At 65.8% G+C, this 21,606-nt stretch carries 9 protein-coding genes; 7 read left to right on the top strand and 2 right to left on the bottom strand.

Translation table 11 applies throughout. The annotated features are described in order from the left end of the window. Nucleotides 1–2 precede the first annotated feature (2 nt). The 5 genes from AB3X08_RS13780 (at nucleotide 3) to AB3X08_RS13760 (ending at nucleotide 13,453) form a co-directional block, all read left to right on the top strand. Complete coding sequence (locus tag AB3X08_RS13780; protein ID WP_369933224.1) at nucleotides 3–2,324, top strand: S9 family peptidase; 2,322 nt, start codon at nucleotides 3–5, stop codon at nucleotides 2,322–2,324. 347 nt (nucleotides 2,325–2,671) lie between these two features. Further along, entirely contained in the window at nucleotides 2,672–5,674 is a 3,003-nt protein-coding gene (locus AB3X08_RS13775) for a TonB-dependent receptor plug domain-containing protein (protein WP_369974714.1), read from the top strand. Between the two features lie 207 nt (nucleotides 5,675–5,881). Continuing rightward, nucleotides 5,882–8,302 (top strand): beta-L-arabinofuranosidase domain-containing protein, encoded by a 2,421-nt coding sequence (locus AB3X08_RS13770; protein WP_369933220.1) that lies wholly within the window; start codon nucleotides 5,882–5,884, stop codon nucleotides 8,300–8,302. A gap of 125 nt (nucleotides 8,303–8,427) precedes the next feature. Further along, a complete protein-coding gene (locus AB3X08_RS13765; RefSeq protein ID WP_369933218.1) occupies nucleotides 8,428–9,954 on the top strand; it encodes a glycoside hydrolase family 27 protein in 1,527 nt (508 codons plus the stop codon). A gap of 610 nt (nucleotides 9,955–10,564) precedes the next feature. Then, nucleotides 10,565–13,453, top strand: coding sequence for a TonB-dependent receptor (locus AB3X08_RS13760; RefSeq protein WP_369933216.1), 2,889 nt, complete (start codon nucleotides 10,565–10,567; stop codon nucleotides 13,451–13,453). Between the two features lie 443 nt (nucleotides 13,454–13,896). Here AB3X08_RS13760 and AB3X08_RS13755 read toward each other — a convergent pair whose 3' ends face one another. Together AB3X08_RS13755 and AB3X08_RS13750 are read right to left on the bottom strand one after the other, a co-directional pair. Continuing rightward, entirely contained in the window at nucleotides 13,897–14,922 is a 1,026-nt protein-coding gene (locus tag AB3X08_RS13755) for an Ldh family oxidoreductase (RefSeq protein ID WP_369933214.1), read from the bottom strand. 1,159 nt (nucleotides 14,923–16,081) lie between these two features. After that, entirely contained in the window at nucleotides 16,082–16,543 is a 462-nt protein-coding gene (locus tag AB3X08_RS13750) for a hypothetical protein (protein WP_369933213.1), read from the bottom strand. A 267-nt stretch (nucleotides 16,544–16,810) separates the two neighbouring features. On the opposite strand from AB3X08_RS13750, the gene AB3X08_RS13745 reads away from it, so the two are divergent. Together AB3X08_RS13745 and AB3X08_RS13740 are read left to right on the top strand one after the other, a co-directional pair. Beyond that, nucleotides 16,811–20,599: an RHS repeat protein gene (locus AB3X08_RS13745; RefSeq protein WP_369933212.1), complete on the top strand. Its 3,789-nt coding sequence runs from the start codon at nucleotides 16,811–16,813 to the stop codon at nucleotides 20,597–20,599. Continuing rightward, nucleotides 20,596–21,606, top strand: coding sequence for an RHS repeat domain-containing protein (locus AB3X08_RS13740; protein WP_369933211.1), 1,011 nt, complete (start codon nucleotides 20,596–20,598; stop codon nucleotides 21,604–21,606). Before AB3X08_RS13745 ends, AB3X08_RS13740 begins: the two co-directional genes overlap by 4 nt.

Below are 21,606 nucleotides of genomic sequence, written 5' to 3'. Positions count from 1 at the left end.
GGATGAAGACGGATCGAAACGGGGGGCGCGTCGCCGCAGCGGGCGCATTGCTGTTGGCGTTGACGGCGTTGGCACCCTGCGCGCTGGCCGCGCCGAGCGCGGACGACTACCAGCGCGCGCAGGCCTTGAGCCGGCGCTACGAGGCGCTGGTGGATCGCCAGCCGTCGCAGCCGGTGTGGCTGGACGCCGGGCATTTCCTGTATCGGCGTTCGCTGGCGCGCAACGGCGCCGCACCGGCGATCGAGTACCGGCGGGTCGCGGTCGCCGACGGCCGCAACGAACCTGCGTTCGATCACGCACGGCTGGCGGCGGCGATGTCCGCGGCCAGCGGCAAGCCGGTCGATGCGGCGGCATTGCAGCTGAGCGAGGTGAAGCTGGACGCGCAGCGGCTGGCCTTCGAGCGCGATCGCGTGCGCTGGCAGTGCGCGCTGCCGCAGTACCGTTGCACGCGCACCGACATGGAGCCGCTGCCGCCCGATTCCTACGACATGAGCATCCCGCTCAAGCAGGGTCCGGCGTATGCGCAGGCGTCGCCGGACGGCAAGTGGCGGGCCTGGGTCGAGGCCGGCAATGTGGTGGTCGCGCCGGCCGCTGGCGGCGCTGCGGTCGCACTCAGCCGCGACGGCAGCGCCGCCGAGTACTACGCGGCGGACAGCATCGCCTGGTCGCCGGATTCGACCCGGCTGGTCGCCTACCGCATCAAGCCGGCACCGCTGCGCACGGTGTACTACATCGAGTCGGCGCCAGTGGACCAGTTGCAGCCCAAGCTGCACCAGCAACTCTACGCCAAGCCCGGCGATCCGCTGCCGGTGCTGCAGCCGGTGTTGTTCGACCTCGCCTCGCGGCAGGCAACCGCGGTGCCGGCAACGCTGTTCCCGAATGCGTTCGCGCTGAGCTGGCCGCAGTGGCGCAGCGACGGCAGCGGCTTCACCTTCGAGTACAACGAACGCGGCCACCAGCGCTACCGGGTGATCGAGGCGGATGGACGCAGCGCGCAGGCGCGCACCCTGATCGAGGAAACCTCGCCGACCTTCATCGAGTATTCCGATCTCAGCGGCACCCACGAGAACGGCGGCAAACGCTATCGCCACGACTTCGCTGACGGCGCGCGCACCCTGTGGGCTTCCGAGCGCGATGGCTGGGAGCAGCTGTACCTGTACGACACGCGCAGCGGCGGCGCTCCGCGCCAGGTCACGCGCGGCGAGTGGGTGGTGCGCAAGGTCGAGCGCGTCGACGAGGCGGCGCAGCAGATCTACTTCATCGCCTCGGGTATGACCCCCGGCGAGGACCCTTATTACCGCCACGCCTATCGCATCGGCCTGGACGGCAGCGGGTTGACCGCGCTGACGCCGGCGCCGGCCGACCACGAGATCGTGCTGTCGCCCGACGGCCGCTGGCTGCTCGACCTGTATTCGCGCGTGGACCTGGGGCCGGTGCTGGAGCTGCGCCGCAGCGACGACGGTGCGCTGGTGCGCCAGGTCGAGCGCACCGACCTGAGCCGGCTGCGTGCGGCCGGCTGGGTGCCGCCACTGCCGTTCCACACGCCCGGACGCGACGGCAAGACCGAGATCTGGGGCGTGATCCATCGCCCGCAGGGGCTCGATCCGCAGCAGCGCTACCGCGTGGTCGAGAACATCTACGCCGGGCCGCACGGCTCGTTCGTGCCCAAGACCTTCAGTGCGCGCGTGCCGGCACTGACCGCGCTCGGCTTCGCCGTGGCGCAGATCGACGGCATGGGCACCAACAACCGTTCGCGCGCGTTCCACGACGTGGCCTGGCGCAACCTCAAGGACGCCGGTTTCCCCGATCGCATCGCCTGGCACCGGGCCGTGGCCGCGCAGTATCCGTGGTACGCGATCGAGCAGGGCGTGGGCATCTACGGCACCTCCGCCGGCGGCCAGAGCGCGCTCGGCGCGTTGCTGTTCCACCCGGAGTTCTACGTAGCCGCGGTGGCCAATTCCGGCTGCCACGACAACCGCATGGACAAGATCTGGTGGAACGAGCAATGGATGGGCTGGCCGGTCGGACCGTGGTATTCGGCCTCGTCCAATGTCGACAACGCCGCGCGCCTGCAGGGGCATCTGCTGCTGGTGACCGGCGACATGGACCACAACGTCGATCCGGCCAGCACCTTCCAGGTCGCCGACCGGCTGATCAAGGCCGGCAAGGATTTCGATCTGCTGGTGGTCCCGGGCGGCGACCATGGCGCCGGTGGCGACTACGGCCGGCGCCGCCTCGCGGACTTCTTCGTGCGCTGGTTGCAGCAGGCGCCGACGCCGGACTGGAACCGGCAAGCCGCGGCAGCGGCGCCTGTCGCGCACTGAGGGTCGCATGCGGGCCGGCGTGAGGTCGCGCACGGTGTGTGGCAGTCATTGCGACACATCGCAACATATCGACAAATTTCCACGTCAAAGGCGAGGTTTTTGCACAAGACGTTGACCCTGCAGACGTGAAACGCTGCAGCTGCGGTGCGTAGCGACGCGCGACGGTTTTTCCGGAGCGCGGAGATGCGCAATGGTTCTCCGATGCGCGACACGCGCACCGCATTCTGCGCCGTGCGGGGATGCACGGCCTCCATCGATCGATGCGGGTTCTCGCTGCCATGCGCGGCGAGGGCGTGGCGTCGTGCGGCCTGGATTTCGGTGCAGGCCGCTCAACCGAGAGACAACCCATGCGCGACGTTCGTTTGCCTTCCTCCTCTCTGGTCTCCTCCTGTCGCGATCGGCGCGAACACGGACGCACGCTGTTGTGCGCCGCGATCGGCATGGCGCTGCTGGCCGCGTTGCCGGCGGCGGCGCAGGAAGCGGCCGTCGCGCGCGCCACCGCCGCCGCCGCGGCCGATGGCAGCGACAGCGCCGCCGACGCCAAGACCCTGGACAGCGTGGTCGTCACCGGTTCGCGCATCCGCCGCAACGATGCGCTGGATGGCCCCACGCCGCTGACCGTGATCGGCGCCGAGCAGATCCGCGCGGCCGGCTATACCGAGATCGCCGACGTGGTCAATCAGCTGCCGAGCCTGGCGCTGACCCAGACCAGCCAGACCAGCAACCTGGCCGGCAATCCGGGCATCAACGCGCTGGACCTGCGCGGCATGGGCACCCAGCGCACCCTGGTGCTGGTCGACGGCCGGCGCCAGGTGCCGGCGATCCCCGGCACCTCGGCGGTGGACGTGAGCAATATTCCTTCCAGCCTGGTCGAACGGGTGGAAGTCATCACCGGCGGCGCTTCGGCGCTGTATGGCGCCGACGCGGTCACCGGCGTGGCCAACTTCATCCTGAAGAAGGATTTCCAGGGCCTGGACGCCAGTGCGCGCTACGGCATCTCCAGCCGCGGCGACATGCGCAGCAGCAGCGTCGATGCGCTGTTCGGGCGCAACTTCGCCGACAACCGCGGCAACTTCACCTTCTACGGTTTCTACGAGCGCGAGCCCGATTCGGTGTCCGGCCAGGACCGGCCATGGACCGCCACCGGCTACCCGATGTACACCCGCAACAACCGCAACCAGCGCTACTGGATCTCCGACAACAACCGCAACATCAACAACGCCGAGGACGCACAGCTCATCCTCGGCGGCCGCCACTACGCGATGACCGCCGACGGCCAGCTGCGCGCGCCCGTGCTCGGACCCGGCGGCTACGTCAACGCCTCGCCGATCAGCCTGGCCGATCCGTCCGGCGCGCTGGGCAGTCTGCTCACCGACGGCGGCGAATACGGCGGACGCTACGATTCGTGGTACTTGGCGGTACCGTCGGACCGCTTCTCCAGTCGCGCCACGTTCAATTTCGATGTCAACGACAGCCTGCGTTTCTTCGCCAATGTCGGCTACTCGCGGACGCAATCGCAATCGGCCTGGCGCGCGCTGAGCGCGTTCGGCAGTGAGGCGGTGCCGGCCGACAGTCCGTTCATCACCGACGAGATGCGCGCGGCCAACGGCGGCACGATCACCGACGGAGTCTATTTCGCGCGGCATTTCGACGAGGAGCTGGGGCAGGGCGGCAGCGAGTACCGGCGCCAGTTGTTGCAGGGCGTGTTCGGCGTGGAAGGCGATTTCAGCCTGGGCGGGCGCGCCTGGAACTATTCGGCGTACTACTCCTATGGCCGTACCCGGCAGCGCAACCGCGACATCGATACGGTGGCCTATCCGCGCTATTACCTGGCGGTGGATTCCACCACGGCCGCCGACGGCAGCGCGATCTGCCGCAGCACGCTCACCGATCCGGGCAACGGCTGCGTACCGTTGAACCCGTTCAAGCGCCTGACCGCGAAAGAGATCGATTACCTGCGCTACGACTCCGACTGGGCCACCACCACCCTGACCCAGCAGGTGCTGTCGGCCTACGCGTCCGGCGGCCTGTTCGACCTGCCCGGCGGCGAAGTACAGATGGTGTTCGGCGGCGAGTACCGCAAGGAACGCAACGATATCGGTGCGGTCGCGCAATACGATCCGGCCAATCCCGCCTACGACGCCAGCCTGGGCACCACCCAATTGCCGCTGGTCGGGCAGTACGACGTCAAGGAGTTGTACAGCGAGCTGCACCTGCCGCTGCTGGCCGACAAGCTGTTCGCACAGCGCCTGGGCGTGGACGCGGCGGTACGCGTGTCCGACTACAACCTCGCCGGCCGCACCGTCACCAACAAGTTCGGCATCGACTGGGCGCCGATCCAGGACATCACCCTGCGCGGCACCTACGGCAAGGCGGTGCGCGCGCCCAACATCGGCGAGCTGTATACCGCGAGCAGCATCGGCGGCATGTGGATCACCGACCCGTGCAACACCTACAACCAGCGCTACCGCACCGACCGCAGCCAGTACACCGCGGCCAACTGCGCGCAGCTCAATCCCTCGGACAAGAGCACCTACTGGCTGTACCGCGACATCATCACCAAGGGCAACCTGGACCTGGCCAACGAAACCGCCAAGACCCGTACCGTCGGCATCGTGCTGCGCCCGCGTTTCCTGCAGGACTTCTCGCTGTCGGTGGACTACTACAGCATCGACCTGCGCGGTGCGATCGATTCGTTTCCGGCGCAGACCATCATCAACAAGTGCGTCGACGCGCAGACGCTGGACAACCCGTTCTGCGGCTTCGTCAGCCGCGACGCCGACGGCAACCTGCTCAACGTGGTCACGCAGAAACTCAATCTGTCGCGCTACCTGACCCGCGGCATCGACTTCGCCGCACAGTACCGCTACGACCTGGCCGACCATTGGGGCCAGAACGCCGGCGCGCTGTCGTTCGACCTGAACTACACGCGGCTGATCCGCCAGGACTACACGCTGGATCCGGACCAGCCGGACGATGTCACCCACTTCGCCGGGGTGTTCGGCTCGCCGTACTGGAAGGGCGTGCTGCGCAGCACCTGGTCCAACGCGCATGCCGGCGCGACCTGGTCGCTGCGGCATTTTTCCAAGATGCGCAACAGCACCGAGATCACCGATACCGACTATCAAAAGGTGTGGACCGGCAACGTGTTCTACAGCGACGTGTCCGGCTACTACCGGCTCAAGTCGGGTCTGGAGTTCTTCGGCGGGGTCAGCAACCTGTTCGACCGCGCGCCGCCGCGGGTGCCGGGTGCGGAGGCGGGCGGCGCCAATTTCGAGCTGGGCTACCACGCCGGCGTGTACGACGTGATCGGGCGCATGTACTACGGCGGGATCCGCCTGGCGCTGTGAGCATGGGGCGCGATTCGGCACAAATCCGCATGTTCGCGCTGCCGAGGCGACAAGACGCGATGACGTATCGATGACACAGTGGCCACAGGCCGCCCGTTCGTGGCCGCGGCCGGGCCCGCGCCCGCCGCCGCCAAGCGCAAAGGAGCAAGCAATGCCGTCTCGCATTTCCTCTCGGTTTCCCGTAGCCATCCATTCGCGCGGTGCGCGATGAGCGCGCGCTCTGGGCACGACGTCCACACCGCGCACTGCGCGCATGCCGCCGATGTCGATCTGACGGCGCTGGACCCCTCGCGGCGGCGTTTCCTGCAATGGAGCGCGCTCGCGGTGGCCGCGGGGCTGTTGCGCTTCCCGCTGGATGCTGCCGCGTCCAGCGCCGGTGCCGTGCAGGCGCTGCCGCTCAAGCAGGTCACGCTCAAGCCGTCGCTGTTCCTGGATTCGCTGCAGACCAATCGCCGCTATCTGCTGGAACTGGAGCCGGACCGCCTGCTGCACAACTTCCTGCAGAACGCCGGCCTGCCGCCCAAGGGCGAGGTCTACGGCGGCTGGGAAGGCGACACCATCGCCGGGCACACGCTCGGCCATTACCTCAGCGCACTGGCCAAGATGCATGCGCAGACGCGCGATCCCGCGCTGCGCCAGCGCATCGACTACATCGTGGCCGAACTGGCGCGCGCGCAGGCCAAGGACGCGGACGGCTACGTCGGCGGACTCACCCGCAAGAACGACAAGGGCACCATCGACAGCGGCAAGGTGGTGTTCGAGGAAGTACGGCGCGGCATCATCAAAGGCAGCAAGTTCAATCTCAACGGCAGCTGGTCGCCGCTGTACACGGTGCACAAACTGTTCGCCGGCCTGCTCGATGCGCACGAACTGGCCGGCAACGCGCAGGCGCTGCAGGTGCTGCTGCCGCTGGCCGGCTATCTGGGCGGAGTCTTCGACGCGCTGGACCATGCGCAGATGCAGACCCTGCTGGATACCGAGTTCGGCGGCCTCAACGAGTCCTACATCGAACTGGGCGCGCGCACCGGCGACCCGCGCTGGGTCGCGCTGGGCAAGCGCCTGCGGCACGAGAAGGTGATCGATCCGGCCGCGGCCGGCCGAGACGAGTTGCCGCACATCCATGCCAATACCCAGGTACCCAAGTTCATCGGCGAGGCGCGCCAGTTCGAGGTCGCCGGCGATGCCGACGCCGCGGCCGCAGCGCGCTTCTTCTGGGAAACGGTGACCGGCCACTACAGCTATGTCATCGGCGGCAACGCCGATCGCGAGTATTTCCAGGAACCGGACACCATCGCCGCGTTCCTGACCGAGCAGACCTGCGAGCACTGCAACAGCTACAACATGCTCAAGCTGACCCGGCACCTGTATCAGTGGACGCCGCAGGCGCGCTACTTCGACTACTACGAGCGCACCCTGCACAACCATACGATGGCCGCGCAGCATCCGGCCACCGGCATGTTCACCTACATGACGCCGATGATCAGCGGCGGCGAGCGCGGCTTCTCCGACAAGTTCGATTCGTTCTGGTGCTGCGTCGGCAGCGGCATGGAGGCGCATGCGCAGTTCGGCGACTCGATCTATTGGCAGGACGCGGCGTCGCTGTATGTCAACCTGTACATCCCCTCGACCCTGGACTGGCCCGAGCGCGACCTGGCGCTGGAACTGGACAGCGGCGTGCCCGACAACGGCAAGGTGCGGCTGCAACTGCGTCGCGCCGGCGCACGCACACCGCGCCGCCTGCTGCTGCGGCTGCCGGCCTGGTGCCAGGGGGACTACAAAGTGCGCGTCAACGGCAAGGCCCAGCGTGGCACCTCCGCCGATGGCTATCTGGCGCTGGAGCGGCAGTGGCGCAGCGGCGACCTGATCGAACTGGACCTGGCGATGCCGCTGCGCCTGGAGCATGCCGCCGGCGATGCCGACACGGTGGTGGTGATGCGCGGTCCGCTGGCGCTGGCCGCCGATCTCGGCCCGGTCGCCGATCCCTACGACGCGCCAGACCCGGCGCTGGTGGCCGCGGCCGATCCATTGGCGGGGTTTGCCGAATTGCCGCAGCTCGGGCATTTCCTGGCCGCCGCCACGCAGCCGCCGGGGCTGACTTTCGTGCCGTTCTACGCGCAGTACGAACGCCGCAGCGCGCTGTACTTCAAACGCATGGCGCCGGCGCAGTGGGCGCAGGAAGCGGCGCGACGCGCGCGCCAGCAGGCCGAGCGCGCGGCGCTGCAGGCCAGTGCGGTGGATATGATCCAGTTCGGCGACGAGGCCTCCGAGCAGGCGCACAAGCTGCGCAGCGATACGTCCTTCGGCGGCGCCTACCGCCGCCAGCAATGCCGCGACGTGCGCGGCAAGGGCTTCGTCGAGTTCCAGATGAAAGGCAGCGCGCAGCCGCTGGCGTTGCGCCTGCGTTTCTGGGGCAGCGACAAGGGCCGCTTCAACATCCTGATCGACGGCAAGCTGGCGGTGGAAGTGCAGGTGGACCGCAGCCAGGTCATCGACTTCGTCGATCGCGATTACGTATTGCCGCCGGCGCTGACCCGCGCCGCGCAGCTGACCTTCCGCATCGAGCCGCAACACGGCGATACCGCTGGGCCGCTGTTCGGCGGCTGGTTGATCCCGGCCGCGAGCGCATGACCACCGCGGCGGCGCATGCACGCGGCGCTGGCGTCGCGCCCTGGCGGGAGCCTACTAGGGCGCCACGCTCGCGCGTTGCGTTTCCCGCGCGCCGCTGGCTGTGGGGTGGCCTGCTCGCACTCGCGGTGATCGGCAGTGGCGGCTGCGCGCATGCGCCGCCGGTCGCAGTAGCGGCCACGGCAACCGACAGCCCACTGCACGGCATCTGGGTGATCGCGCAGGGGCCGTCGTTTCCCGGCCCGCGTTACCTGCGCATCGTCCAGCGCGATGGTCAGGCGCAGGGCAGCATCACCACCGATTGGTATGGCGATGTGCCGATGCAGCAACTGCGCATCGACGGCGACGTGGCCCACTTCCAGATCGACAACGGCAATCCGCGGCTGCCGGCGCAACCGTGGACCGCGACCCTGGAGCACGGCCAGCTGCATGTGGCCGGGCGCATCTGGGACGAGCAGGTCGACGTGCGCGCCAGCCGCGGCAGCGAGGCGGACGCGGAACGGCTGGCGTTTCCCGCCGCGCCGCTGCCGGCTTATGCCGCATTGCCGAGCGACGGCCTGGCGCGGACGCCGCCATTGGGCTGGAGCAGCTGGAACCGCTTCGCCGAACACATCGACGACGCCACCGTGCGCCGCATCGCCGACGCCATGGTCGCTTCCGGGCTGCGCGATGCCGGCTACGTCTACGTCAACATCGACGACGGCTGGCAGGGCCAGCGCGACCGCGACGGCGTGCTGCAGCCGAACGCGCGCTTTCCCGACATGCGCGCGCTGGCCGACTACGTGCACGGCAAGGGCCTGAAGCTGGGCCTGTACAGCTCGCCCGGCCCCAAGACCTGCGCCGGCTACACCGGCAGCTACGGCCACGTCGAACAGGACGCGCGCACCTGGGCCGGCTGGGGCGTGGACTACGTCAAGTACGATCTGTGCTCGGGCGAGGGCATCTTTCGCGAACCGCAACAGGTGCGCCGCGCCTACCTGCAGATGGGCCAGGCGCTGCGTGCGACCGGCCGGCCGATCGTCTACAGCCTGTGCCAGTACGGCCGCGACCATGTCGGGCAGTGGGGGCGCGAGGTCGGCGGCCACCTGTGGCGCACCACCGGCGACATCGAGGACAGCTACGCGAAAATGGCCTCGATCGGCTTCGACCGTAACGGCGATCCCGCCGACGCCGGCCCGGGTGGCTGGAACGATCCGGACATGCTCGAGGTCGGCAACGGCGGCATGAGCGTGGACGAATACCGCACGCACCTGGCGCTGTGGGCGCTGTCGGCGGCGCCGTTGCTGCTCGGCAACGACCTGCGACAGATGACCCCGGCGACGCTGGCGCTGCTGCGCAATCGCGACGTGCTGGCGATCGACCAGGATGCGCTGGGCGTGCAGGGCAGGGCGGTGCGCAAGGACGGCGCGATCGAGATCTGGCGCAAGCCGCTGGCCGATGGCGGCGTCGCGCTCGGCGTGTTCAATCGCGATGCGCAGCCACGGCGGGTGGCGCTGAGCGAAGACGATGCCGGCACCGCGCTGCGCGGGCGCCGCTGGCGCGATCTGTGGCGCGGCGGCAGCCGGCCCGCCAGCGAGCTGCGCAGCGTGCAGGTCGCTGCGCATGGCGTGGTGTTGCTGCGGCTGTCGCCGCCAGCGGTTGCACACCGGCGTTGAGTTGAACTGGAAGGCGGGAACACGCCATCGCGGGCGGTTCGCCATGCCTGCGCGCTTGTTTGCTGGTTGCTTCGTGCGTCACGTAGCTGGCGATGTATCGCAGCCATTGCCAAGCTACTGAAACATTGTGCCGAGTTGCACCCGGCGCGCGCCGGCGTGCAGCGGCGCCGGCTGAACCGGAAGCAACGTATATGCATGCCGGTCGCTGGCCCGGACGCGCCGCCGCGTCGCGACCATGCGTTATTCCGCATGCAGAACCGCTAATTGCGTCAAGACGCCGACCGTGGTTACGGGCACATTGTGATTGCATCGTTAAAGCGTGATGACCTTTTGTTTTCCGGCCCAACGGCCGGTGCGCGGGACAGGATCCGCCACCGCCCTTCGCCATTCACTGCAGGACCGGGGGTCTGCGCACGCATTGCGTGCGAAGGACAGCAGTCATCCCCGTGACGCGTCCGGCCCGTTGGTCGCGACGCAGGATGCGTACCACCGGCGTCGCTGCGCAGCGTCGTCCTCATTGCACGTTCCGTCGCTGGCGCAAGCCGGTGCGGACCCGTTCGGCCCCTCGTTTCCGCTTACGCCACGTGTCGCCATCGCTCAGGAGATTTCCATGTCGTTCCCGCACGCACCCCATCCCCACCGTCGCCGCGCACCGGCGCAACAGCCGCTGGCGCTGGCCGTCGTCGCCGCATTGTCGCTGGGCAGTTCCTGGTCGGCGCTGGCACAGGACGCGAGTGCGGACGACGGCAAGACCCAGACCCTGGACAGCATCGTGGTCACCGGCTCGCGCCTGCGCCGCGTCGATACCGAGACCGCCAATCCGGTGGTGACGATCGACCGCGCGCAAATCGAGGCGACCGGTAAGGCCACGCTCGGCGATCTGGTGCAGGAACTGCCCTCCATCGCCGGCAATGCGACCAACCCCAACACCAACAACGGCGGCGGCACCGGCGCCTCGACCATCTCGCTGCGCGGTCTGGGCGAGAAGCGCACGCTGATCCTGGTCAACGGCACGCGCCTGGCCAGCAACGACGTCAACGCGATCCCGGCGACGATGATCGAGCGGGTGGAAGTGCTCAGCGACGGCGCCTCGGCGGTGTACGGTTCGGATGCGATCGGCGGCGTCGTCAACTTCATCCTGCGCAAGGGCTTCGACGGCATCGAGGGCAGCACCGACTTCGGCACCAGCTCGCGCAGCGACGGCAACCGCCGCAACTTCTCCCTGACCGCGGGCAAGACCGGCGAGCGCGGCAGCATCGTCGCCGGCCTGTCCTACCACAACATCGATCCGGTCTCGGCCGGCCAGCGCAGCTATTCCAAGGATGCGCTGTCGCTGATCGACGGCGTGCCGGTGAAGCAGGGCTCCTCGGCCACGCCGACCGGCAGCATCAGCTTCGACGAAGGTTCCGCCCAGTCCAAGGCGTTGGCGGCCAGCAACGGCTGTTCGCGGGTCACCTTCAACGGCGGCGACAGCAGTCCCACCAACGCCAGCCAGTACCACTGCTACGTCGCCTCCACCGATTCCTACAACTACCAGCCGTACAACCTGTTGCAGACGCCGCAGGAACGCACCAATGCCTTCGTGATCGGCAGCTACCGCTTCAACGATCACCTGGAAGGCTACGTCAACACCTACTTCAGCAAGACCACCTCGTCCTCGATCATCGCGCCGATCCCGATCTTCGCCAACGGCGACAATTTCCTGGTCTCCGCCGACAGCTACTACAACCCGTTCGGGGTCAATTTCGGCACCGACCGCAGCACCGGCACCTCGTACAACAGCTTCAACACCCGCGCCACGGTGCTGGGCAACCGCCAATACGAGTACAACACCTACAATTTCCAGATCAATTCCGGCCTGCGCGGCAGCTTCGGCGACAGCTCCTGGCAATGGGATGCGAGCGTCAACTACGGCAAGGTCAAGCAGAAGTCGATCAACTACGGCTTCCTCAATTACGCCGGCTTCAACGCCGCGGTTGGCCCCTCGTTCCTGGACAGCGACGGCACGGTCAAGTGCGGCAGTGCGGGCGCGGTGATCGCCGGCTGTACCCCGATCGACGTGTTCAACCTCAACAGCGCCAGCAACAAGGCGGCGCTGGAGGCACTGGTGGTCAACCCGATCGTCACCAGCGTCTACACCGTCAAGCAGTTCGAAGCCAACGCCAACGGCAACCTGTTCGACCTGCCGGCCGGCACGGTGAGCCTGGCGGCGGGCGTGTCCTACCGCAAGGAAAGCACCTCCACCGCCGCCGATCCGCTGTGGACCGGCGACGAGAACGGCATGTGCGGCGTGATCGAATTCTGCGCCACCGTGCTCGGCGGCAGCTTCAGCGTCAAGGAGGCCTACGCCGAGGCGCTGTTCCCGCTGCTGGCGGATCTGCCGATGGTGCACTCGTTGAACCTGACCGTGGGCAGCCGCTTCTCCGACTACGACACCGTCGGCAGCAAGACCAACAGCAAGGTCTCGCTGGAATATCGTCCGATCGAGAACCTGCTGCTGCGCGGCACCGTGTCGCAGGTGTTCCGTGCGCCGAATATCAGCGAACTGTACTCCGGCGTGGTCGGCGATTCGCCGTCGGTCAACGATCCCTGCAACGGCTACACCGGCGGCCATGCCGCGGCCTGCGCCAACGTGCCCACCGACGGCAGCTACCAGCAGGCCGACAACCAGGTCGGCGCCAAGGCGTCCGGCGCGGTGGTGGCCGGCTACCAGCTCAAGCCGGAAACCGGCAAGTCCTACGATTTCGGCGTGGTCTACGATCCGGGTTGGCTGGACGGCCTGTCGATGAGCGCGGACCTGTGGAAGATCAACCTGCAGGACACCATCACCCAGGTGTCGGCGCAGACCGTGCTCAACCAGTGCTACGCCAACGCGTCCAGCGCGTTCTGCGCGCTGATTCACCGCAACGACAACGGCACCATCAACTACGTCGCCGAGCCCACCGTGAACCTCGGCAAGCTGTGGGCCAGCGGCGCCGATTTCAGCCTCAACTACCGCCTGCCGGACACCGCGTGGGGCAGCTTCAACGCCAGCCTCAACGGCACCTACGTGATCCGCTACGACATCAACCCGGACACCACCGACGCCAGCACCGTCACCATCCACAACGCCGGCAAGTACACCTACGCCTACGGCAACTTCCCGCGCTGGCGCGGGCTGGGCACGCTGAGCTGGAACCTGGGCGACTGGAGCGCGTCGTGGCGCATCCGCTACATCGGCAGCACCGAGATCGGCAGCGCCGATACGCGGCAGGGTCTGTCGGCCGACGCCGACCAGGCCGCCGTGGTGCGCGGCATCGGTTCGTACGTGTATCACAACGTGCAGGTCGGCTATAACGTCAAGCCCTGGCACACCCGCTTCGAGCTGGGCGTGGACAACCTGGCCGACAAGCAGCCGCCGCTGTACTACGCCAACAACGTCACCAACGCCAATACCGATGTGGCCACCTACGATCTGCTCGGCCGCTACTACTGGGCGCGGGCGACGGTGAAGTTCTAAGCGTGCGTTGGCTAGGACCAGCCTGGATGTTGTAGATGCGCTTTGCCGTTGCTATCCGCTCACACGTACCTTGATGTGATGGCAGGCGATGCCGACGGTAGTCCCTTGCAAGGCTGCCGCCGGTGTCGAGCAAAATGGCCTTGGGGCATCGCGAAACGATCGTCAGGGCGCTTGGGATCAACACCCATGGCGCCGGCTTGCTGCGCGATGGCGATGGCGCCTGCTAGATGGTGATCGCGCCAGCTACTTGTTTGGTGAGTACAAGGCGGCCGGTACATCGGCGATCGTAGGGATCACGGCAATCGCATCGATGTGCGCTATGCCTGGTTGCGGTTGGCGCTGCATGGCCAGGGTTTTCGGATCGATCGGCGGCGCTTGTCCGCCTGCTCAGTCGCATGCTCGGGCAGCGCCTTGTGCTCGCGCCGCCTCCGCGCTGCGCTGGTTTAGTCCAGCAACTTCAGCAGGTCCCGGTGCAGGTCGCGCGGAATCCGCACGCCGTCGCGGACACTGCGCTCGCGTGCCTGATAGCGGCGTTGCGAGGGCAGCCGCGCACCGGTGTCCTGGTAGGCGGCGAAGAACGCCTCGGCGCGCGCCATGTGCGCGGCCCACTCGGCGCCGAGGAACCGGACCGGGTCCAAGGCCAGGATCAGTTCGCCGTGATAGGGCGAGGCGCCGGCGCCGGCGTCGTGCGCCAGCGATTCGGCGCTGGTGAGGTCTCCGATCAGCGGCCCGGCGATCAGTTCGATCATCGCGGACAACGCCGACCCCTTGTGCCCGCCGAAGGTCAACATTGCGCCGCCGCCGCCGGCGACCACGTTCGGATCGGTGGTCGGCTTGCCGGCGGCGTCCACGCCCCAACCCTCGGGAATCGGCAGGCCGGCGCGGCGGTGCAACTCGATCTCGCCGCGTGCCACCGCGCTGGTGGCGAAATCGAATACGAAGGGAAGCGCATCCCCGCGTGGCCAGCCGAACGCGAGCGGGTTGGTTCCCAGCAAGGGCGTGTGGCCGCCGGCTGGCGTGACCCAGGCGTGGCTGGGGTTGCAGATCAATGCGACCAACCCGGCCTTGGTGATGCGTTCGACTTCCGGCCACAATGCGGAGAAATGCACGCAATGGTTGATCGCCAGCGCCGCCAGCCCATTGCCGCGCGCCTTGCCGATCAGCGACGGCAGGCCGCGCTCGAAGGCCAGCAGCGAAAAGCCGCCGCAGGCATCGACGCGCACGATCCCGGGTGCCTGATCGTGCACGACCGGTTCGGCATCGCCTACGACCTTGCCGTTGCGCAGCGTCGCCACACACCCCAGCGTCCGGTACAGCCCATGCGACGCGCAGCCATCGCGTTCGCCTGCGACGATCGTGGCGGTGAGGGGCCGCACATGCGCCGGACCGAAGCCGGCATGGTGCAGGATGCGTTCGACCAGCGCGGTGGCCTGGTCCAGGGACAGTGCGACGGTATCGCTGGTATTCATCGAAAAAGCACGGGCGAGGGTGACCCGGATTCTCGCCCGTGCCGCGCCTTGTGAACACCCTAGACTGCGAGCCGACACTGAGCGGCCTGATCTGTGCGCCAGTCAGGCGTCGCGCAATACAAGACGCCCGCATGCGTAGATGGCGTTGTAATGACTCAGCTATGCGCGAATTGCGTGGCGGCCGAGCCGACGATGTGGAAGATTTCAGGAGACGACACCACTCGTCGGATGCTGAAAAATTTTGTTGACAGGTATCCCTGAATTGGTTCGATAATTCGACAGGGGCCGGGATCCAGCCCGCAGGGGATTTTCCGTTCAACTCATTGCCTCGTGCCTTGGCGCGATGGATTCGTATTGCTTTTTTGCGATTTTCGTTATCGCGATACTCGCGGTTTGGAGCCTCGCGATCGTTCAGGGAATTCGGCCCGCAACGGGCTGAAAGGGAAGAGGCAGGCGGATGTTCAAAGTACGGCTGGTGATCGGCATGCTGCTGGTGTGCCTGGGTGTGCGCGTGCACGCCGGGGACGACCTGTCGCCTTACGAGGAGTACGAGAAGAAGATCAAAGCATCGCAGGTCGTCGGTCCGTTGAAGGGCAACATCTTCGGTGAGAACATCAGCCTGTACGACCTCAGTGTCGGCTTCCATGCCACCGACGTTGACGTACCGGGCAACAATGCGCTGCCGGTCTCGGTAGGGCGCGAGTTTAAGGTCACGAACCGGCGCTCGGAGTATGTTGCAAAGGGGTTCGGTGACTGGGAAATCGATACGCCTCGGGTGTACGGCGAGTTCCGGTCAGATAAAGGCTGGGTAACGACTAGCGCATCGCCTAGCGCACGTTGTTCCGTTCCAGCTATACCCGATGCTGCAATGACCGTCGGTAACGTTTCGTATAGCGTTTACGATATGTGGCACGGCTACTATCTACATGTGCCCGGTGCCGGCGAGCAGGAGCTATTGGTCGACAATCAGACCAAGACGCCACGACCGACCGATGGCGTGGCACGCCCCTGGATCACCAAGGATGGGTGGCGCCTGGGTTGTCTGACCGCCGCAAGCAATTACGGTGGTGAGGGTTTTCTGGCTGTTTCGCCTTCCGGCGTAAAGTATTACTTCGACTATGCAATTGTCACTCAGATAAAGGGTTACCTGCAGGCAGGCTCAGGTGCCCCGGCGGTGCGAGTGCGCGTAGCGCTTGCGGCGAGCCGCGTTGAAGATCGCTTTGGCAATTGGGTGACGTATAGCTACGCGGGCGACAAGCTGTCGTCGATCCAGTCCAGCGACGGCCGTGCGATCACGCTGAATTACAACGGCGATTTGATCAGCAGTATCCAGGCGAACGGTCAGACCTGGAGTTACGGTTACGAATTCAGCACGGCGTATCCGACGGCACAAGGCGCCTATCGCCTGAAGACCGTCACCCAGCCCGATGGCTCGCAGTGGATCTATAGCATCATCAGCGGCAATATGCTGCCAAAGCGCGAGCCACCAGCCGGCGGTGGTGCCAGCAGTTGCGTCTATGAGCCCGATCCGATGGATGGCGCGGTGTCGCTGCAGGTGAACCATCCTTCCGGTGCCGTAGGCGTGTTCGCCTTCGACTACCGTCGTCAGTACAGGAGCCATACTCCCATCATCCGGTGTGCTCTGCCGATTGGTCAGGAGCCGCCAATTCCTTATGTTCCTAACTACTTTGACAACTATGTTCTGACGTCGAAGACCGTGACCGGCCCGGGCCTTGCGCAGCAGGTCTGGCATTACCAGCCGGGCGATGGCGTAACACAATTCTACAAGACGGGCAAAGCGACTGATCCCTGCCCAACCTGCACGCCGAGTAAGACGACCAAGGTGACCAATCCGGACGGTAACGCTACCGCTTATGAATTCGGGATCATGTACGGCCTCAATGACGGCCGCCTGCTAAGTACCTCGGCACTGGACGCCAACGGCAATACTGTTTCCAAGACCAGCAACACCTATTTCGCCGATGGCGACGTAGCTGCCCAGCCATTCCCGGCGGAAATGGGACAATCCCTGCTCGGTATTCCCAACCCGCTGACCAACGTGCTGCGCCCGCTGCGCAGCAAGACGGTGGTGCAGGACAGCACCACCTATACCTGGACTGCGAACGGCTTCGATGCGTTCGCGCGGACGCTCAGCGTCACCCGCGCCAGCCCGTGGCACTCGCGCACCGATGCGACCGAGTACTACGACGACCTGGGCAAGTGGATCGTCGGCCAACGCGCCAAGAGCACCAACACCAATACCGGCCTGGTGGAATCGCAAACCAGCTTCGATGCTAATGCGATGCCCTCGCAACGCTGGTCGTTCGGCAAACTGCGCCTGACCTTGGGCTATAGCGGCGACGGCACGCTGGCCACGGTGAAGGACGGCAACAACAACACAACCACCGTCTCCAACTGGAAGCGCGGTGTTCCGCAGTCGATCCGCTATGCCGACGGCAGCACCGAGTCGGCCACGGTCAACGACAGCGGCTGGATCACCTCGACCACCGACGAGAACGGCTACACCACCACCTATGGCTACGACACGATGGGACGACTGGCGAGCATCGCCTATCCGGCCAGCGACAACGTGGCCTGGAATACCACCACACAGGCATTCGAGCAGGTCAACGGCAGCGAATACGGCTTGGATGCCGGCCATTGGCGGCAGACCGTGGCCACCGGCAACGCACGCAAGCTGACCTATTTCGATGCGCTGTGGCGCCCGCTGCTGACGCGCGAATTCGAAGTCGGCAACGAAGCCAACACCCAGCGCTTCCAGAAGTTCACCTACGACTACGACGGACGCACCACCTTCAGTTCCTACCCCGGAACGAGCGATACGCTGAGCACCGGCACCTGGAGCGAATACGACGCGCTGGGCCGTGCCACCTCGGTATCGCAGGACAGCGAACTGGGCCTGCTGACCACGCGCACCGAATACCTGGCCGGCAACCAGACCCGGGTGACCAACCCGCGCGGCCAGCAGACGGTGAGCGGGTTCCAGGTGTTCGATCAACCGGATTACAGCAAGCCGGTATGGATCCAACATCCGGAAGGCGCCAATACCGATATCACGCTGGACGTGTTCGGCAAGCCGGGCTCGATCCGTCGCCGTAATGCCGACGGGTCGCTGTCGGTCACGCGCAGCTACGTCTACGACGGCTACCAGCAACTGTGCAAGACCATCGAGCCGGAAACCGGCGCCACGGTGATGGACTACGATGCGGCCGGCAACGTGGCCTGGTCAGCCAGCGGGCAGAGCTACACGTCGACCTCATCGTGCAACAGCGCCGACGTTGCCGCCGGTGCCAAGGTCGGCAGGAGCTACGACGCACGTAACCGCCTGGCCACGCTGGCGTTCCCCGATGGCGTCGGTAATCAGTCTTTCGTCTACACCGCCGATGGCTTGCCCGCGCAGGTCACCACCAACAACAGCAACGGCGGCGACGCTGTGGTCAATGCGTATGCGTACAACAAGCGACGCCTGCTGTTGAGCGAGAGCATGACCCAGCCGGGATCCAGCGCGCTGAGCATTGGCTACGCGTACACCGCCAACGGCCATCCCGCCGGCGTCACCTATCCATCGGGGCTGGCGTTGAACTACGCACCGAACGCGCTGGGCCAGGCGACTCAGGCCAACGGCTACGCATTGGGCGTGGGCTATTACCCGAACGGGGCGATCAAGCAGTTCACCTACGGCAACGGCATCGTGCACACCATGGCGCAGAATGCACGTCAGCTGCCGGCGCGCAGCTCCGACAGCGGCGCCAGCAATCCGCTGGACCTGGGCTATACCTACGACGCCAACGGCAACGTCGGCGGCATCACCGACTACGCGCGCGGCCGGCAGACCCGCAGCATGAGCTACGACGGGCTGGATCGCCTGTCCACCACGCAGTCGGCGATGTTCGGCGGCGACAACCTGGCGCGCTACAGCTACAACGTGCTCGACGACCTGACCGCGGTCAAGGTCGGCGGCAGTCGCGACTACAGCTACTTCTACAACGCCAACCGGCAGCTGCTGAGCGTCAACAACACTTCCGATAGCTCGGCGGTGATCGGGCTGAGCTACGACGCCCAGGGCAACCTGTCCAACAAGAACGGCGTCCACTACCTGTTCGACAAGGGCAACCGCCTGCGCGAGGTCACCGGCGTGGAGACCTACCGCTACGACGCGCAGGGCCGTCGGGTGCTGGCCACCAGCCCGAGCCTGGGCAATATCGTTTCGCTGTACGGTCAGGACGGCGTGCTGCGCTATCAGCGCGACGAACGGGTCGGCAAGATCACCGAGTACGTGTACCTGGGCGGCAGCCTGCTGGCCAAGGTCAGCAATCTGCCGACCTTGGCTTCGCCCAGCGTGACCGTCCCCGGCTACAGCAGCTCCGGCAGCTATACCGTGCAGTGGACGACGGTGGCCTCTGCCAACCGCTACGAACTGCAGGAGCAAGCCAACGGCGGTAGCTGGACGGCGCTGTCCTCGGGCACCGCGACCAGCCAGGCGGTCTCCGGCAAGGCCGCGGGCAGCTACGCCTATCGCGCCCGTGCCTGCCTGGGCAGCTACTGCGGCGGGTGGAGCGCCACCGGCACGACAGTGGTGCAGTTCGCACCGAGCGATGCACCCAGCATCAGCGTGCCCGGCACCGGCGTGGTCGGCAACTACACCATCAGCTGGGGCACGGTCACTGGCGCGGCCACTTACTCGCTGGAGGAAAGCGCCAACGGCGGCAACTGGGGCGTGTCCTACAGCGGCAGCGCGCAGAGCAACGCCTATAGCGGCAAGGCCGCTGGCGGCTACGCCTATCGCGTGCGCGGCTGCAATCCCGCTGGCTGCGGGCCGTACTCGGGCACCGGCACGGTGCAGGCGGTCTACGCCCCGGGTTCGGCGCCTTCGTTGAGCGCGCCGGCGACCAACACCACCGGCAGCTACACGCTCAGCTGGAGCACGGTCGCCACCACTGTCAGCTACAACCTGGAAGAGAGCAGCGACGGCGGCAACAGCTGGAGCGGGATCGCCTCGGTGGGCGGAACCAGCGCAGGTGTCAGCGGCCGCGGCGCTGGCACGTACGTGTACCGAGTCAAGGCCTGCAATGCGGCTGGCTGTGGACCGTACTCGGGCAATGCCTCCACTCAGGTGATCTTCGCCCCCACCGGCACACCCAGCCTGAGCGCTCCGGCCAGTGCCGGTGTCAATGGCTACACGGTGAGCTGGAGCGGTGTGGCCGCCGCCAGTAGCTACACCCTTGAAGAGAGCGCCAATGGCGGCGGCTGGAGCGCCACGCAGAACGCCAATGCCACCAGCCAGGCGTTCGCCAGCAAGGGCAACGGCAGCTATGCCTACCGCAGCAAGGCCTGCAACATCGCGGGCTGCGGACCGTACTCCAATACCCAGACCACGGTGGTGGATACCTCGCCGCCAGCCATGCCAGCGTTCAACCCTAGCTATCGCTATCTAAATACCTCGCCTACAACCTTCGACTTGGACTGGACACCTAGAGCCCGCGCCACGCGTTATGAAGTCACCGGTGCAGTCAGCTACTCCGGACCAAAGACCTTCGCCCGCCTTAGCAAGAGTGGTAGCGGCAATAGCGTCCAGGTCCGCGCCTGCAACGAGAACGGCTGCTCGGCCTGGTCCGCCGCCTACACTCCGCCGCTCGAGGGAGGGCCGAACCAATGAGCATCGGACACGAGATGAAAGGAAGCGGCAAGCGTTTGACCAAGCTGCTGTGGCTGTTGGGCCTCGCGCTGCCGCTCCACGCAGCCGCCGAAACGGTGGAATACGTCCACACAGACGCCCTCGGCACCCCGATCGCCATCACCGACGCCAGCGGCAACCTGATCGAGACCAGCGAGTACGAACCCTACGGCAAGCTGCTCAATCGCCCGGTGACCGATGGACCCGGGTTCACCGGCCATGTGCAGGATGCGGCCACCGGGCTGACGTACATGCAGCAGCGGTACTATGATCCGCTGATTGGCCGGTTTTTGTCGGTGGACCCGGTGAGGGCCAACTCGATCAGCGGTAGTAATTTCAATAGATACTGGTACGGGAACAACAATCCCTATAGATTTTTTGATCCTGATGGGCGGTGCACGGGATCGCACATTACAAATTATGATGACACTTGCAAGTCTACCGGGGAGTTCACAACAAAGCAGGAGTCGACATTAAATATCGAGGCGCGGAACCCGAGCAGTGTATTCACTCATGCTTCTGTCGCATCAAACAACCCGGCTGATCCGGCCAATCCATCTCCAATGCCTAAAGAGACAAAAAAGGCGCTTACTAAATTTCTTAGTACAAAGATTGGCGGTAGGGTGGGGAGATATGCGGTAATGCATAAGGCAAAAGTCGCGATGGAGCTCATCACTCCACAGTCTGGATTCGACCCAGACTTTCGTGGCGGATTAGGGGGTGGGAATGCTATTACTTATACGCTTGATGTGAAGGGATATTTGGATCTGAAGGGTAATCCGCCAGAGCTGAAAGGTGCGACTTTGGATGTCTTGCTGGCTCATGAGATTGGCCATACGAGTATCGGCTCATCAGCTGTTGGTTACAAGTCTTTGGATGATGGAGGGATTTTGGATGAGGTGAACACAGTTAAGATTTTTGAAAATCCATATCGACGGGATATTGGGTTTGGTTATAGGGAGGCTTATTCTGGTCATCCCGTGGAGTAG

Origin of the sequence: Xanthomonas sp. DAR 34887 (assembly GCF_041245805.1) — a bacterium.
Classification (GTDB): domain Bacteria; phylum Pseudomonadota; class Gammaproteobacteria; order Xanthomonadales; family Xanthomonadaceae; genus Xanthomonas_A; species Xanthomonas_A tesorieronis.
Note: the sequence above shows the minus strand (reverse complement) of the source record. Positions and strands in the feature narration are given on the sequence as shown.

Bases quoted from the DNA above. Each gene is read 5' to 3' on its own strand.
- AB3X08_RS13780 (WP_369933224.1), top strand. From the start codon at position 3: ATGAAGACGGATCGAAACGGGGGGCGCGTCGCCGCAGCGGGCGCATTG.
- AB3X08_RS13775 (WP_369974714.1), top strand. From the start codon at position 2,672: ATGCGCGACGTTCGTTTGCCTTCCTCCTCTCTGGTCTCCTCCTGTCGC.
- AB3X08_RS13770 (WP_369933220.1), top strand. From the start codon at position 5,882: ATGAGCGCGCGCTCTGGGCACGACGTCCACACCGCGCACTGCGCGCAT.
- AB3X08_RS13760 (WP_369933216.1), top strand. From the start codon at position 10,565: ATGTCGTTCCCGCACGCACCCCATCCCCACCGTCGCCGCGCACCGGCG.
- AB3X08_RS13755 (WP_369933214.1), bottom strand. From the start codon at position 14,922: ATGAATACCAGCGATACCGTCGCACTGTCCCTGGACCAGGCCACCGCG.
- AB3X08_RS13750 (WP_369933213.1), bottom strand. From the start codon at position 16,543: ATGGCTCCTGTACTGACGACGGTAGTCGAAGGCGAACACGCCTACGGC.
- AB3X08_RS13745 (WP_369933212.1), top strand. From the start codon at position 16,811: ATGTACGGCCTCAATGACGGCCGCCTGCTAAGTACCTCGGCACTGGAC.
- AB3X08_RS13740 (WP_369933211.1), top strand. From the start codon at position 20,596: ATGAGCATCGGACACGAGATGAAAGGAAGCGGCAAGCGTTTGACCAAG.